11 protein-coding genes are annotated in these 14412 nt (G+C 70.2%); 5 read left to right on the forward strand and 6 right to left on the reverse strand.

Annotated features, from left to right (window positions below; translation table 11 throughout):
- Nucleotides 1-56 precede the first annotated feature (56 nt).
- A complete protein-coding gene (locus MRBLML1_RS08910; RefSeq protein WP_364514453.1) occupies nt 57-1331 on the forward strand; it encodes a cation:proton antiporter in 1275 nt (424 codons plus the stop codon).
- Here the strand turns inward: MRBLML1_RS08910 and MRBLML1_RS08915 are convergent.
- A complete protein-coding gene (locus MRBLML1_RS08915) occupies nt 1317-2738 on the reverse strand; it encodes a PLP-dependent aminotransferase family protein (RefSeq protein ID WP_364514455.1) in 1422 nt (473 codons plus the stop codon). The two genes, MRBLML1_RS08910 and MRBLML1_RS08915, sit on opposite strands and share 15 nt — an antisense overlap.
- On the opposite strand from MRBLML1_RS08915, the gene MRBLML1_RS08920 reads away from it, so the two are divergent.
- Complete coding sequence (locus MRBLML1_RS08920) at nt 2737-3672, forward strand: DMT family transporter (RefSeq protein WP_364514458.1); 936 nt, start codon at nt 2737-2739, stop codon at nt 3670-3672. The genes MRBLML1_RS08915 and MRBLML1_RS08920 overlap by 2 nt on opposite strands.
- On the opposite strand, the gene MRBLML1_RS08925 is transcribed toward MRBLML1_RS08920, so the two are convergent.
- From MRBLML1_RS08925 to MRBLML1_RS08940, 4 genes are read right to left on the reverse strand one after another with little or no spacing between them, the layout of a single operon-like run.
- Complete coding sequence (locus MRBLML1_RS08925) at nt 3629-5113, reverse strand: aldehyde dehydrogenase family protein (RefSeq protein WP_364514461.1); 1485 nt, start codon at nt 5111-5113, stop codon at nt 3629-3631. The genes MRBLML1_RS08920 and MRBLML1_RS08925 overlap by 44 nt on opposite strands.
- Nucleotides 5114-5140: 27 nt before the next feature.
- Complete coding sequence (locus MRBLML1_RS08930; RefSeq protein ID WP_364514464.1) at nt 5141-6034, reverse strand: DUF1353 domain-containing protein; 894 nt, start codon at nt 6032-6034, stop codon at nt 5141-5143.
- Between the two features lie 17 nt (nt 6035-6051).
- Nucleotides 6052-6801 (reverse strand): matrixin family metalloprotease, encoded by a 750-nt coding sequence (locus tag MRBLML1_RS08935; protein ID WP_364514466.1) that lies wholly within the window; start codon nt 6799-6801, stop codon nt 6052-6054.
- Nucleotides 6794-8821 (reverse strand): thioredoxin domain-containing protein, encoded by a 2028-nt coding sequence (locus MRBLML1_RS08940; protein WP_364514469.1) that lies wholly within the window; start codon nt 8819-8821, stop codon nt 6794-6796. Before MRBLML1_RS08940 ends, MRBLML1_RS08935 begins: the two co-directional genes overlap by 8 nt.
- 654 nt (nt 8822-9475) lie before the next feature.
- Here MRBLML1_RS08940 and MRBLML1_RS08945 point away from each other — a divergent pair.
- A complete protein-coding gene (locus MRBLML1_RS08945) occupies nt 9476-10300 on the forward strand; it encodes an AbiV family abortive infection protein (protein WP_364514470.1) in 825 nt (274 codons plus the stop codon).
- Between the two features lie 565 nt (nt 10301-10865).
- Here MRBLML1_RS08945 and MRBLML1_RS08950 read toward each other — a convergent pair.
- Nucleotides 10866-12098, reverse strand: coding sequence for a DUF5677 domain-containing protein (locus MRBLML1_RS08950; protein ID WP_364514473.1), 1233 nt, complete (start codon nt 12096-12098; stop codon nt 10866-10868).
- A gap of 249 nt (nt 12099-12347) precedes the next feature.
- Between MRBLML1_RS08950 and MRBLML1_RS08955 the strand changes: the two genes are divergently transcribed.
- Nucleotides 12348-13352, forward strand: a complete 1005-nt coding sequence (locus MRBLML1_RS08955) for an abortive infection family protein (protein ID WP_364514476.1) — start codon at nt 12348-12350, stop codon at nt 13350-13352.
- Nucleotides 13353-13661: 309 nt separating this feature from the next.
- A complete protein-coding gene (locus MRBLML1_RS08960) occupies nt 13662-14219 on the forward strand; it encodes a hypothetical protein (RefSeq protein WP_364514478.1) in 558 nt (185 codons plus the stop codon).
- Nucleotides 14220-14412 lie beyond the last annotated feature (193 nt).

A 14412-nucleotide genomic window follows, 5' to 3' on the forward strand; every position in this document is an offset into this window, starting at 1 on the left:
GCGGGCGGGTAACGCCCGTCCATGACCCACGACCGAACGCCCCCGAGGGGCCGCCCGTGACGGCCGACGTCGTCTACCTCGTCGCCGGCTTCAGCCTGCTGCTGGCCATCGTGCTGCCCGCGCTCCTGCACCGCTGGGCGGTCTCGGCGCCGATGGTGCTGCTGACGGTGGGCCTCGTCATCGGGCTGACGCCCCTGCCCGACGGGTTGCCGCTCGACCCGGCCGCCAACCGGGGCGTCATCGAGCACACCACCGAGCTCGCCGTGATCGTGTCGCTGATGGGGGTGGGCCTCGCCCTCGACCGGCCGTTGAGCCTGCGCCGGCCGGGCACGTGGCGTGCGTGGGGCTCGACCTGGCGGATGCTCGGCATCGCGATGCCGCTGACGATCGCCGCGATGACGGTGCTGGGGCTGACCCTGGGCCTCGGGCTCGGCGCCGCGCTGCTGCTGGGGTCCGCGCTGGCACCCACCGACCCGGTCCTCGCCTCCGACGTCCAGGTCGCGGGGCCGCAGACCTCCGACGAGCACGAGATCGAGGAGCCCGACGAGCTGCGCTTCACCCTGACCAGCGAGGCCGGGCTGAATGACGCACTCGCCTTCCCGTTCGTGTACGCCGCGATCTTCGTCGCGCTCGGGCACACCAGCCCCGCCGAGTGGGCCGCCTGGCTCGCGTGGCAGGGCGTCGGCAAGGTCGTCGTCGGCGTCGCGATCGGGATCGCGGTCGGCCACACCCTGGCCCGGGTCGCCTTCCGCTCGCGGGTCGCCTCGCTCCGGGTGGCCGAGCGGGGCGAGTCGCTGACCGCGCTCGCCGCCCTCGTCACGGCGTACGGCGCGGCCGAGGTCGCCCACGGCTACGGCTTTCTCGCCGTCTTCGCCTGTGCGATGACCTTCCGCTCGGCCGAGCGCAGCCACGACTACCACGCCGCCATGCACGAGGTCGTCGAGCGGCTGGAGCGCCTGCTGACGCTGCTGCTCCTGCTGGTCCTCGGCATCGCGATCAGCCGCGGCCTGCTCGCCGACCTCGACGCGCGCGGGGTCGCCGCCGGCCTGGCGCTCATCCTCATCGTCCGGCCCGCGGCCGGGGTGCTGGCACTGGTGCGCGACACCCGCCTCGAGCGCCCGCAGCGCTGGGCGGCGGCGTTCTTCGGGGTCCGCGGGATCGGGTCGGTCTACTACCTCGCCTACGCCGCCGGCGAGGCGCCCACGCTCGTCTCGGACTGGATGTGGTCGACGGTCGGCTTCACCATCGCCGCCTCGGTCCTCGTCCACGGCACCCTCGGCGCGCCGCTCCTCAAGCGTGCCGGTGCCCTGGACCCCCTAGGTGCGCGCTGAGCCCGGGTCGGCCGCCAACGCGTCGCCGATCACCCGGGCCGCCTCCGGATAGCCGGCCGGCTCCGGGCCGGTGAAGGTGAGCCGCAGGAAGGCCCCGGACGGCTCCGCCGGGAACCACTCGTCGCCCCCGGAGACCCACACCCCCCGGGCCGCGCAGTCGCGCGCCAGCCGGTCGACGTCGGTGCCGTCGGGCAGCCGTGCCCACAGGTGCAGTCCTCCCGGCGGTACGACGTCCACGCTCACCCCCGGCACGGAGCGCACCGCGTCCAGCAGCAGCGCCCGCCGCTCGCGCAGCTGCACCCGCAGCCGGCGCAGGTGGCTGCGCCAGCCGGGGTCGCTGACCACCTCCAGCGCGGCCTGCTGGAGCAGCCCGCTGACGTACATCGACTCCGCCGCCCGGTCGCCCAGGATCCGCTCCCGCGCCGGTCCCCGCGCGATCACGGCGGCGACCCGCACCGCTGGCGAGACGCTCTTGGTCAGCGTGCGCAGGTAGACCACGTGCCCGGCGTCGTCGAGCGCGGCGACCGGGCGCGGGTCGCTGTCGATGCCGAAGTCGTGCGCCCAGTCGTCGTCGACGAGGAAGGCGCCGTGGTGGCGCACGACCGCGAGCACCTCCTCCGCGCGGGCGGTGCTCCACTGCACGCCGGTCGGGTTGGCGAAGGACGGCTGGGCGTAGAACGCCCGCGCCCCGGTCTCCCGGAACGCCCGGTCCAGGTCGTCGGGGTCGGGCCCGTCGGGCCCCGCCGGCACGGGCACCACCTCGACGCCCGCCTGCTGGGCGGCCTGGATCGCACCCCAGTACGTCGGCGACTCGACCAGCAGCGGCCGGCCCGGCGCGACCAGGGCCCGGAAGATCGAGGACAGCGCGCTCTGGCTGCCGGGCGCGACGACGACGTCGGCCGCGGTGACCGCCGCGAGGTGGCTCGGGGTCGCGTCGGCGAGCTCGGTGGCGAACCAGGCCCGCAGCTCCGGCAGCCCCGCGGCGGGAGCGCGGCCGGTCGCCGCGGCACTGCGCGCGGCGCGCACCAGTGCGGTGCGGACCAGTCGCTCGGGCAGCAGGTCCGGCCCGGGATAGCCCGCGTGCAGGGCGATGGCGCCGGCCGGCGCCTCCCGCAGCGGGCCGGCGAGCGCGGTGAGCCGGGCGCGCGGCGTGCGCAGGGCGGCGGTCTGCCAGCCGAAGTCAGCGCCGCGGCTAGGGCGCACGGCGCGCACGAAGGAGCCGACCCCCGGCCGGGACTCCACCAGTCCCTCGGCCACCAGCCGGCGCAGCGCCTTCTGCACGGTGACCGGGCTGGCGGCGTGCTCCCTGACGAGGGCGCGGCTCGACGGCAGCTGGGCGCCGGTCGGCGCGTCCCGGATCCAGGTCCGCAGCTCTGCGAGGATCCGATCACTGCTATCGTTGCTCATGTCAGCACAGAGTAGCGCTAACGTCCATCGACGGCACCTGCTATCCAGCCTCCCGGCCGGCCTCGGCTGGGGCGTCCTCGGTGTCGCCGCCTTCTCCTTCACCGTGCCGCTGAGCCGGCTCGCGGTCGCCGACCTCTCGCCGCTGTTCATCGGCGCCGGTCGCGCCGTCGTCGCCGCGGCCCTCGCCGGGCTCGCGCTCGCCCTCACCCGCCAGGCGCTCCCCCGCGGCTGCCAGTGGCTGCGCCTGGCCGTGGTCGCGACCGGCGTGGTGGCGGGCTTCCCGCTCCTGACGACGTACGCCCTCACCGAGGTGCCGGCCAGCCACGGCGTCGTCGTCATCGCCCTGCTGCCGGCAGCGACCGCCGTGCTCGCGGTCCTGCGCACGGGCGAGCGGCCGGTGCGTGCGTTCTGGGTGTTCTCCGCCCTCGGCGCGCTCGCGGCCGTCGGCTTCGCCGTCGCCCAGGGCGGCGGCATCGACCAGCTGCACCGGGCGGACCTGCTGCTGTTCGCGGCGGTGCTGGTCTGCGCGATGGGCTACGCCGAGGGCGGGCTGCTCACCCGCGAGCTCGGCTCCTGGCAGACCATCTCCTGGGCGCTCGTCGTGGCGAGCCCGGTGATGGCGACCCTGACCCTGGTCAGCGTCGTACGCGAGCCGCCGACGGGCTCACCGACCGCGTGGGCGTGCTTCGCCTACCTGGCGGTGGTGAGCATGTACCTCGGCTTCTTCGCGTGGTACCGCGGGCTCGCGCTCGGCCCGATGGCCCAGGTCAGCCAGGTGCAGCTCGGCCAGCCGGTGCTCAGCCTGCTGTGGGCCGGGCTCCTGCTGGGCGAGCACATCGGCGTGGCCACGGTGGTGGGTGGCCTCGTGGTGATCTGTCTCGCCGGTGGGGCTACTTCTTCCCGCGGCCGTAGAGCCCCCGCACCACCTTCGTGAGCTGCTGCTCCTCCTTCGCCGTACGACGGAAGGTGGTCAGCGCGATCGCCGGCTTGAACCGCTGCCGCGCGATCGCGTGCGGGTAGGTGAACTCGCGCAGCCCGTCCGGCCCGTGGATGCGGCCGAAGCCGGAGTCGCCGACGCCGCCGAAGGGCAGCGTCGGGATGCCGGCGAAGGAGATCACCCCGTTGATCGCGGTCATCCCGGCGCGCAGCCGCTCGGCGATCTCCATGCCGTGCTCCTTGGAGAACACCGTCGAGCCGAGCGCGTAGCGGGTGCCGTTGGCGCGCTCGATCGCCTCGTCCATGTTCGCCACCCGGCTGACCGTGACGGTCGGGCCGAAGGTCTCCTCCTGCACCGCCGAGGAGTCCTCCGGTACGTCGACGAGCACGGTCGGCTGCACGAAGCGGGCGCCCTCGGGCACCGGGCCGCCGACCAGGGCGCGCCCGCCTCGGGCGAGCGCGTCGTCGATGTGGCGGCGGATGATGTCGACCTGCGAGGGCATGGTGATCGGGCCGACCTGGCCACCGGGCTCGGCCTTGAGCTTGCGGGCCTCCACGACGAGGCGGTCGAGGAAGGCGTCGTAGACCCGGTCGTGGACGTAGACCCGCTCGACGCCGGCGCAGGTCTGCCCGGCGTTGGCGGCGGCGCCCCACAGCGCGGCCTCGGCGGCCTCGTCGAGGTCGGCGTCCTCGGCGACGAGGAGCGCGTCCTTGCCGCCGGCCTCGATGACGACCGGCGTCAGGGTCTGCGCGCAGGCGGCCATGACTCGCTTGCCGGTGGCGGTCGAGCCGGTGAAGGCGACCTTGTCGACGCCGGCGGTGGTCAGCGCGGCGCCGGTCTCGCCGTAGCCGGTGACGACCTGGAACACCGGGTGACCGACGGCCTCGCGGAAGGTGGCGGCGAGCCACTCACCGACGCCGGGGGTGTACTCCGAGGGTTTGAAGACGACCGTGTTGCCGGCCGCGAGGGCGTAGGCGATCGAGCCCATCGGGGTGAAGACGGGGTAGTTCCAGGGGCCGATGACGCCGACCACGCCGAGCGGTCGGTACTCCACGCTCGCGGCCTGGTTGACCATCAGCAGGCCCGGGGAGACGCTGCGCCGCTTGAGCACCTTCTCCGCGTGGCCGGCCGCCCAGGCGAGGTGGTCGATCGCGAGCGCGGTCTCCAGGAGCGCGTCACCGGTCGGCTTACCGGTCTCGCGGGCCATCAGCGCGGCGAGCTCGTCCATCCGGCGGGCGATCACCTTGCGCCACTTCACCAGCGCCTTCTTGCGGCCGTCGAAGCCGAGGGCACGCCAGCGCTCGGCTTCCTTGCGCGCGGTCGCGACGGCTGCCTCGACGTCGGCGACGCTGTGGATCGGATGGGTGCCGACGACCTCACCGGTGGCGGGGTCGAGCGATTCGAACGTCGTGGCGGCCGGGGCCTCGGTGCTGGTCACCTGCCGACGGTACTGCGCGACCTACCCCTAGCGGAACGGTCCCACCAGCAGGACCACGAGCACGAACAGCGCGAACACGACGGCCGCTGCCGCGGCGCCCGCCGCGAGCGGGCGGCGGCGCGCCAGCCACTCCGCGCCCTGGTAGGCCGCGGTGAGCAGCGCGAGCACCACGGTGACGTGCAGCAGCACCGCCAGCGCGATCCCGCTGATCGCACCCGCGACGGCGAAGCGGCCCCAGGTCAGCCCCAGCAGCAGCGGCACGACGACCGCCCCCGCCAGCCCGCCCACGAGCTCGGTCCCCGTCGAGCGCTCCCCCATCCACGGCAGCGGGTCGACGACGTCGAACAGGTCCAGCGTCGCGAGCACGCCGAGCACCGCGACGACCAGCAGGGAGGCCGCCGCGGCGAGCAGATAGCGCAGGTGGGTGGCCCGCGACCAGGCGGTCGAACCGGCACGGATCGTGCCGAGGGTGACCGCCGACCAGATCAGCCACGAGCGGACCAGACCGGTGTCGGTGTCGCGCATCGCGGCACGGAACACCCGGTCGGCCTCGACCCGGTCGATGACGTCGCCCGCCGTCGCGACGTACGTCGGCTCCTCGTGGCGCCCGTGCACCAGGCCGTCGTGCAGCAGGGCCGGCGGGAGGTGGCGCCCGGTGCGCGGCACCAGCCAGGTGAAGAGCGTCGGCACCGAGGTCAGGTCGGTCTCGAAGGTGCCGAGGTCCTTGGGGACGAGCAGGACGCCGTGCTCGCGGTCGCGGTAGGCGATCCGGCGCAGCATCCGGAAGCTCTCCGTGCGCCGGTGCACGTCGCCGACCAGGACCCGCTCCAGCACGATCCGCGGCGGGCTCGAGGGGTCCGCGGGCTCGGTGTCGGTGCCGCCGTCGTGGAAGCGGTCCGGCTGGATGGCGATCGGCGCCATGCCCGAAGGGACGCGCATCAGCAGCGGCCCCGCCCGAGCGCGACCAGGCCGTTGCGGTCGCCGGTGGCGAAGTCGGGCTGGCCGACGTTGTCGGCGTACATCAGCTCGGCCGGGGAGTCGACGTGGTCGAGGCCCACCAGGTGGCCCAGCTCGTGGAGCAGGATCGCGCGCATCTGCTCCTCGCCGCCGCGCTCGTCGTCCAGGTCGTCGTAGACCTCGGAGTCGAGGGTGACCTGCCCGGTGACGTAGCGGAACCAGCCGTCCGCGCCGCTCGACTGCGCGACCGCGCCACCGACGCCGGCGACGTTGCCCTCCAGCTCCTCGACCTCGTCCTCGTCCGCCCACGCGATGAGCACCGGCTCCTTGCGCCCCATCGGCACCAGGTCGGCCTTCCAGGAGGGACGGCGGTCGGTGCGGCCGAGGTAGTCGAAGCGCAGGCCGGTGATCTGGGAGACGTCGGCGACCGCGTCGGCGACGAGCTCCTCGGCGTCGTTCGCGCTGCCGGGGGCGCCGTCGGGGTTGACCTGGTAGCGGATCTCACGGCACGGGCTCCACGCGACGGGCTCGTCCGCGTCGCCGCGCTGGGTCTGCAGGAAGGCGTAGGTCCCGCCGGGTGGGACGTCGGCTGGGTCGCCCAACGGGTCCTGCCCGATCCCGAACACCCGCCGGAACGCCGCCAGCTCGTCGCCGGGGCCGACGAAGACCATGGCCGCGAGCACGACCGTGCTGATCAGCAGCACCAGGCCGCTGCGCCAGCGCTCAGACACTGATCTCCTCCGGCGTCGTCACCGGGCGCTCGCACACGAAGCCCCGGCAGACGTACGCCGCCGGGCGGCCCTCGACCGTCGTACGGGCGTCGAGCAGGGGGATGCCCTCGACCGGCCCCTCGGCGGCGACCACGACCGCGCCGGGGATCGTGAGGGCCTTGCGCTCCAGGGCGTCGCGCTCGGCTCCGGCCGGACCGACGACCGCGACCTCGAGCGGTCCGTCGAGCATCGTCACCGCCGCCGCCAGCGACCAGCCCGCGAAGCGCGGCGCCTTCTCGGCGAGCACCGCGACGGTGCTGACCGCCGCCTCCGCGGCGTCGCGGTAGCGGCCCTCCCCCGTCACCGCGTGCGCCTCGACGAGCGCGTGCACCAGGGCGCTGAGCCCGCTCGGGCTGGCGTTGTCGCCCGGGTCGCGCGGCCGGGTCACCAGGGTCTCGGCGTCGCGGTGGGTGTCGAAGAACCCGCCGTCCTCGGCCGTGAATCCGTCGAGCGCGGTGTCGATCAGGCTCGTCGCGGCGGTGAGCCACCGCGGGTCGGCCGTGGCCTGGGCGAGGGCCAGGAAGCCCGAGGCCACGCACCCGTAGTCCTCCAGGACACCCGCGTGTGCACCGGCCACGCCGTCCCGGGAGACGCGCAGCAGCCTGGTCCCGTCGAGGTGGAGGCGCAGCAGGAGCTCGCCCGCCTCCTGGGCGGCGGTGAGGTAGCCGGGGCGGCCGAGGCGGCGGGCCGCGTCCACGAGCCCACTGATCGCCAGGCCGTTCCACGCCGCGACCACCTTGTCGTCGCGGGCCGGGCGCGGACGCTTCTCGCGGGCGGCGTACAGCACCTGGCGGACGTCGGCCAGGCGCTGTCGGCCGTCGTCGTCCGCCGGGTAGTGGCGGAGCTGGAGGGTCGACGTACCGTGCTCGAAGGTGCCCTCCGCCGTCACCCCGAACAGCTCCGCCGCCCACGCCCCCTCGTCCGGCCCGAGCTCGGCGACGAGCTGCGTCGGCGTCCACACGTAGAACAGGCCCTCCTCCGCGTGCCCGCCCGCCTCGATCGGGCTGTCCGCGTCGAGCGCCGAGGCGAACCCGCCCTGCTCGGTGCGCAGCTCGCGGAGCAGGAAGTCGGCGGTCTCGGTCGCGACCCGGTCGCCCTGCTCGGTGCCAAGGCGCGCGTAGAGACCGACCAGCTGGGCGTTGTCGTAGAGCATCTTCTCGAAGTGCGGCACCACCCAGCCGCGGTCCACGGCGTACCGCGCGAACCCGCCGCCCACCTGGTCGTACATCCCGCTCCCGGCCATCGCGGCCGTCGTACGGGCCAGCATGTGGCGCGAGTCCCCGCTGGTCGAGCCCCCGCTGGTCGAGCCTGTCGAGACCCCGTTGGTCGAGCCTGTCGAGACCCTCCGCAGGAACTCCAGCACCATCGTCGGCGGGAACTTCGGTGCGTTCCCGAACCCACCCGCCATCGCGTCGAACTCGCTGGCCAGCGTCGCCACCGCAGCCTCGATCCGCTCACCGGTGACGGCGTACGACGGCAGGCTCGCCTCCCGCCGTAGGTGCTCGGCGACGTTGCTCGCCGTCGTACGGACGTCCTCGCCCTTGGTCTCCCACGCGTTGCTCAGCGCCCGCAGCACCTGCGTGAACGACGGCGACCCGTGTCGCGGCTGGTCCGGCAGGTAGGTCCCCGCGAAGAACGGCGCCCCCTCGTGGTCCATCACCACCGTCATCGGCCACCCACCCTGGCCGGTCATCGCCGTGGTCGCCTGCATGTAGACGGCATCCACGTCCGGCCGCTCCTCGCGGTCGACCTTGATGCTCACGTAGTGCTCGTTCAGGTAGTCCGCCGTCGCCTGGTCCTCGAAGGACTCATGCGCCATCACGTGGCACCAGTGGCAGGCGGCGTACCCGACGCTGAGGAGGATCGGGACGTTGCGGCGCTTGGCCTCAGCAAACGCCTCCGGCCCCCACTCCCACCAGTCGACCGGGTTGTCCGCGTGCTGGAGGAGGTAGGGGGACGTGGCGGAGCCGAGGCGGTTCACGAGACAACGTTCTCACGGTAGGCGCTGCGCACACCTGGACGTTCAGTCCATAGATCCGGCTGGCACAGAGCCATCGAAAGCTCCGCCGTCGCAGGAGGCAGTGGGCTTTGGCGCGCGCTCCGCGTGTGAGTTCAGGGGGCTGACCCGCCGTCCCTCTCGCTCACACGCCAAGCGATTAGCTGATCGGTGACGTCTCGGCGCCAATCGATCGAATCACTCCCGTCTTCCGCAGCCTCGACACACTCCGCCAACCGCTGGAACATCCCTCAGCGGTGATGCCTCGCCATCGATCAGGGTGATCGTGGGCATCGTCTCGGAGGTCCCAGAAGCAATCGACGAGTCTGCGCCCGCTCGCGTGCATCACGCGGCTGTAAGCCAACCGCAGACTTACTTCCGGCACCGGATGGCCTTATCAGCTGGGCGGATCGCGGCGATCTGACGCACGATTGACGACCGGGGGCATCTGGCGAGCCCAACTGTCTGATGGGCAGGCCGACTTCATCGTCGACCATCGTTCGAACGCGGCATCGACCCTCGGCCTTGACGGAGGACTCCCATCGCTCGCGGCGGGAGAGCCCCTAATAGATCTCCGTGTGGGGCGTCGGAGCTGCAGGACAGACTGTGCCCGTGTCTAAACGGAAGCAGCTCCCTGACATGTCGCCGGAGCAGGTGGTCGCGGTGGAGGACGCCCTGCTTGCCAACGCGGATCGGCTGCTCAATGCCGCCCTCGCGGTGCTCGACCTTGGAAGTTTAGGGCTTGCTCGGTCTCTCGCAATCCTCGGCATGGAGGAGTCTGGGAAGGCCATTGCGATCCATGAGCGACGGGTCGAGATGGCCTACGCCCCCGAGGGCGAGCCGTTCGTGACGGAGCAGCTAAATCAGTTGTGGGCCAGCCACCCGAAGAAGCTTCGGCTCGTCCACAGATTCCTGGTGAACGAGCCGTACTGGTTCGACACCATCGAGCCCGACCGCGACGAGACCGCCGCTTATCTGGGGACCATCGAACAGTGGACCGAGAAGCACAACATTCTGAAACAGCAGGGCCTCTACGTCGACCTTGATGACAACGGCGATGCGGTCGCCCCGCAAGAGATCGCCGAGGAGGAGTCGCTCGCAGACGTCATCCGGCACGTTCACCAGATTGGCTGGCAGCTACGGCTCGGCGAGCACATTGAGGCGAAGCAGCAGGCCCGGTGGGCGGAGGAGATTCCGCCCGCCACCGAGGAAGCGTTGGAGGAGACACGCAAGTTGTTCCGTGGCGCGGAGCCCGAGGTCCTGGAGACCATCCTCGACGCCCAGCGTCGCGGCAAGGAGGGCCGTGAGTTGCACAACGACGCCTATCGACTGCACTTACCCGGGCGTGAAAGCAACCCGTTCGAGAACGTCGGCAAGCCGGGCTACGAGGCCGAGACGCGAGAACTGATCTGGCTGTCGGAGGAAATCGACAAGCGCGAGGAGCAGGACCAGTCGGGGCCCTAGGGCCCGGCAGTGTCAAAGCGCCGCCGCGATCACCCGAGCACGGTTCTCGCTCGCGTGCTGTATCCTTTCGCCGCACTAGTGGCGGTACGACGCAGGTGAGTCCGTAGCGAACTCACCGACGACTCGCGGTCGGCTGCGCGCCCTTCGCGCGGAGCTCCGGCTATGCACTCTTCAGACTTGCCGGCGTGTTCGTCCCCCACGGCCGCAACGGGCCCGCTACCTCCGGTCTCGTCATAGGGTCTGGGTCGCGGCGGTGCCCGACGATGATCTGTTTGAGTTCGACGGCGATCGCGATGCCCGACACCGCCGAGGACTTGTTGACAACCGCGGCCGGGCAGGAGATCGAGCTATTCGCTGTGCACGAACTCGGGCGGTGTCACGAGTTGGAGGCGCTGCGCCAACTTTGCAGGGACCAACGTTCTGCATCATCGTGACGGCCGGATTCCGATAATTTCCCGTGGCGACGTCAGGATTCTGATCCGAGCGCGTAGGCGGCGGTTAGGTGCAGCTGTCTTGGCGCCGAGCCAGAGTGGGAGCTCACTGGACCAGTCCTGAGGTGCGCCCTCTAGTCGTCTGGCCCATGACTGAACCATCCACGTGCCCGCGCCTCATCGGCAGCATACCCCCAGAGTTCGCCCGATTCGTCGATGAAGCGAGACTGCGCTTTCAAGCCCACTAGAAGGTCCAGTCCGCCATCGGTTGACTCGTTCAAGAAGCCGCTGACGAGTGCCTCAGTCGCCTGATGGACGCTAATCATCGCCCCGTGGCACGTTTCTGCGATGTCGCCGAACACCGATGCGCCCACCGTGATTGCTGGCGTTCCGTGTGGAGTTAGATCGGTCAGGTTCAGCTCGCTGGCGCGGGAGCCGGAGTGAATGTGGTTGCTTCCGAGACGGTAAAAGGGACGAAGATAACTGAGGCCGGCGAGCGACTCTAGATCGACGAAAGTCACTCGCTTCTGTCCAATAAACAATGGGAACGCCCATCCGTTCTCTTTTTTCATCTCGGGCCCCCAGCGTTCCACCGTTTCGGCTGCTTGTTGCTCGGTCAACTCGACTTCGTCAGGTCCGAATGGCCTCCGCTTGAGAGCTTCGGCGTGCTGCTGGAAGTGCTTGAGGTCGCGAAGCTGTTCGATTCGGGCGTAAGCGAGGTAGCGCTCGGAAATCACTTCATCAGCTTGGTTCAGCACACAAACGAGCACGGATAGCTCGTGGAGCGAACGCCATCTCGCGGTCGCCCCTGCGTGGAAGCCAGACATGGCAAGCTGGCGAACCTCGCTAGCGGTGCGCAGCGCTCTGCCGTGCGCGCCGAGGAGTGCCACCATCTTCGGGCTGTGCTGCTTGCCGGAGCGTGCAATATGTGCGCCCAACTCGTAGCCGAGGTAGTTGTTGGCTTGGAACGCTATGTCGGCGCGACCCCACACCCGCCTCATCCTTCTCGCGAGTCGCAGCTCGTCGCGGCGCAGATTCCTCGCGAGCCGGGGGGCCGACTCGCGCAGCGAGCCGTAGACCTTCGTGGCCATCTCTTCGGCGGCGCTGTCATAAAGGTCATCGAAGGCTCCCTCGTCGAGCAGCTTCTGCCACTTCGCTGGGAAGCCCTCAGGGTCCTTTGCCATGCCCTCGCAGAACACGCGGTCGAAAGCGGTTGCTGCAGCGCGATCAAGCCGATCGAGTTGCGGGGCCTCTGCCGCGGCTCGGAGCCCTCTTCTCACCAAGCCGCTGAGCCAGAGCGGAGTGTGGCTGCGCAACCAAGAGATCGCTGCTGTCGCCCAATGACTAAGGCCCTTTTTGATTTCCACTTGGCCATTGTCCACGTCATGGTCTCTGCGGGCGCGACGTCGGCCCGGCCACGGAAGTGCACGTGCTTCGCGAGACGTAGCCGGCGCGCGCTGTCGCCTGCCCGGCCGGAACGCGGCGGCATGACGGCCTCGCCCTTGCTCGATCACACCTTGTAGCGTCCGACAATTGCATGCTGTGGGGCAGTCGGAGCATCGGGCCGTCAGGCTGAGTGGTGACGACCGCGGTATCGAGGATGGCAGGCTTGCCCTGTGCCACCACGCGACATTGCTGAGTTGTGGAAGCCAGAAAATCTTGATCAGGAGTCTTGGGATGTGGTTATCGCGCATCGCGACCGGCTTGTGCGGGCGCTCGAAGCAACGGATCGGCCTGCAGCCGTCGGCGCTTCGAAGGAGCTTGTCGAATGCATCGCGCGCGTGGTTTTGGAGGCGACCGGCGCGACGCTGGGCGACGAGGCCAAGTTCCCTGCCGTAGTGGACGCTGCTCAAAAGCAACTCGGGATGCGGCCCGTTGACCTCGGGAATGACCAGGCGGTCCGAGCGATCGCACAGTCGGCAGCGACGATGGTCAAGCGTGTGAATGAGTTGCGCAACGACGTCGGCACAGGTCACGGTCGCGCACGGATGCCTGAGGTTACCGATGCGGCCGAACGCGCCGCGGTCGACGCGGCCATGCTCTGGTCTGCCTGGGCGCTTCGCCTTCTGGACCCGGTGCTGGCTGGCTCGGCAGGCGTCTTCATCGAGGCTGTCAGTAGCGCTATCTCCCGTTCCGGTCTCGTGAAGGCGCTGCGGTCCGTGGACCTGCCGACCCAGCTTCCGCTGGCGCAGCGCAGCATGGGCGTCGTCGTCGGGCAGCGAGCAGGCGGCGGGTTCGGCAACGCTTGGGCGGTCACCGTGAATCCCGCACTGGACGACCCCCGCCTCGACGACTGGCCGTCGGCGTACCGGCTCGGTCTCGCCGAAGGCTTCTTGCTCAACTGGGCTGGTCAGATCGATCTGAACCTATCTACGGCGAAGGCTCTGGTCGAGGTCGTGGAGCCGGTACCGGTGGAAGACGCCGCCTCCGTCCTTGAAGAGCTCACCGCGAAGCTGAGCTTGGCCACCTGGACACCGCATTGGCGTAGCAGGAGACGCGAAGCCGAGGCGGTCGTTGAGGTGATAGGTAGTGCATCATCACGGGTTGGCTCAAAGCATGCGACCGCGCTGTCGACGCTTGCCGAGCGGCTCACCCAGCGGCTAAGAGCCCGCGAAGATTGACGATCAGGCGCATGCGGTAGGGGTGAGGTCAACAGTCGGTTACGAACGCAGGGTGCGTGCGGCCCAAGTGCCTAGATGGTCGGTTGCGGCGGAATGCCGCGCAATGCGAAGCTGCAAAGCAGTCAGTGGCGGAGGACGCAAACGGAGCCGCGCGTCCGGTTCATCTGGCCGCGCCGCATGGCAACATCACTCGCCATGAGCTCAGATCCTACGAAGGGGCATCCCGCAGGCATCCAACGACACCCCGTGGTGTGGGCCTGCGCTTTCCTAGTAATGGGCACCGTCTTGGGCCTCCTGACGGGACGAGCGATGACGAACGACCTCACTTCGTCGGAGTTCGAGGCGCTGGGCACATGGGCAGGAACATTCGTCACCATCGGCGCTCTAGTGCTCGCCTACATCGTGCACCGGACGGAGGCTGCTGCCCGTAAAGCGGATCAGCACGCTCAGCAGATTCAGCAGTACAACGAGCGAAAAGCCGCGGATGAAGCGGAGGCCGCCGTGCGCCGGCTCGAGCGCGCGGATGCTGAGCTCGTTACAGCGACCGTTACCGTGTTCGCGTCTGAGGTCGTGGATGATGAAACCCGAGCGCTGAACTCGGTGAAGGCTACCCTCCTCAACCGCTCGACTTCAGCCGCCACAGACGTTGTGCTGGAAGTCCCTGAGATCGGCCTCAAGAGGAACTGGATTGTGCTGGAGCCAGCGTCGCGAGAAGTCCAGACCCCGACCATCAAACCTGCAGCGCAGATTCCTAGAGACGGCGATCGAGCCCGTGAACTGATTCGCGGGCAGACAAGCCTCCGCTTCACCATGCACAAGCGAAAATGGGTCTGGAATCCCGTGTCAGGGCTCAACGAGCGCGGGTAGCCCAGCAGTCGGGAGGGGGAACAACGCGTCGACGGGCGTGCATGCGGTTCGACGTACGACAGGTCAGTCATTGACAATCGGCCGGACGCCCTCAAGGCGAGGGCTAGTGTTGGTCGCACTGAGCGGGCAACGACCGTGCGAAGCCGGAGCGAAGTTGTGACTGGCGCCGAGACCATCGCCGCTACGGAGGTAG

Origin of the sequence: Nocardioides sp. LML1-1-1.1, assembly GCF_040676175.1 — a bacterium.
Lineage (GTDB): Bacteria > Actinomycetota > Actinomycetes > Propionibacteriales > Nocardioidaceae > Nocardioides.

Excerpts from the sequence above, each read along its gene's own strand:
- MRBLML1_RS08920 (WP_364514458.1), top strand. The coding sequence starts at position 2,737 with ATGTCAGCACAGAGTAGCGCTAACGTCCATCGACGGCACCTGCTATCC.
- MRBLML1_RS08915 (WP_364514455.1), bottom strand. The coding sequence starts at position 2,738 with ATGAGCAACGATAGCAGTGATCGGATCCTCGCAGAGCTGCGGACCTGG.
- MRBLML1_RS08930 (WP_364514464.1), bottom strand. The coding sequence starts at position 6,034 with ATGGCGCCGATCGCCATCCAGCCGGACCGCTTCCACGACGGCGGCACC.
- MRBLML1_RS08945 (WP_364514470.1), top strand. The coding sequence starts at position 9,476 with ATGTCGCCGGAGCAGGTGGTCGCGGTGGAGGACGCCCTGCTTGCCAAC.
- MRBLML1_RS08960 (WP_364514478.1), top strand. The coding sequence starts at position 13,662 with ATGACGAACGACCTCACTTCGTCGGAGTTCGAGGCGCTGGGCACATGG.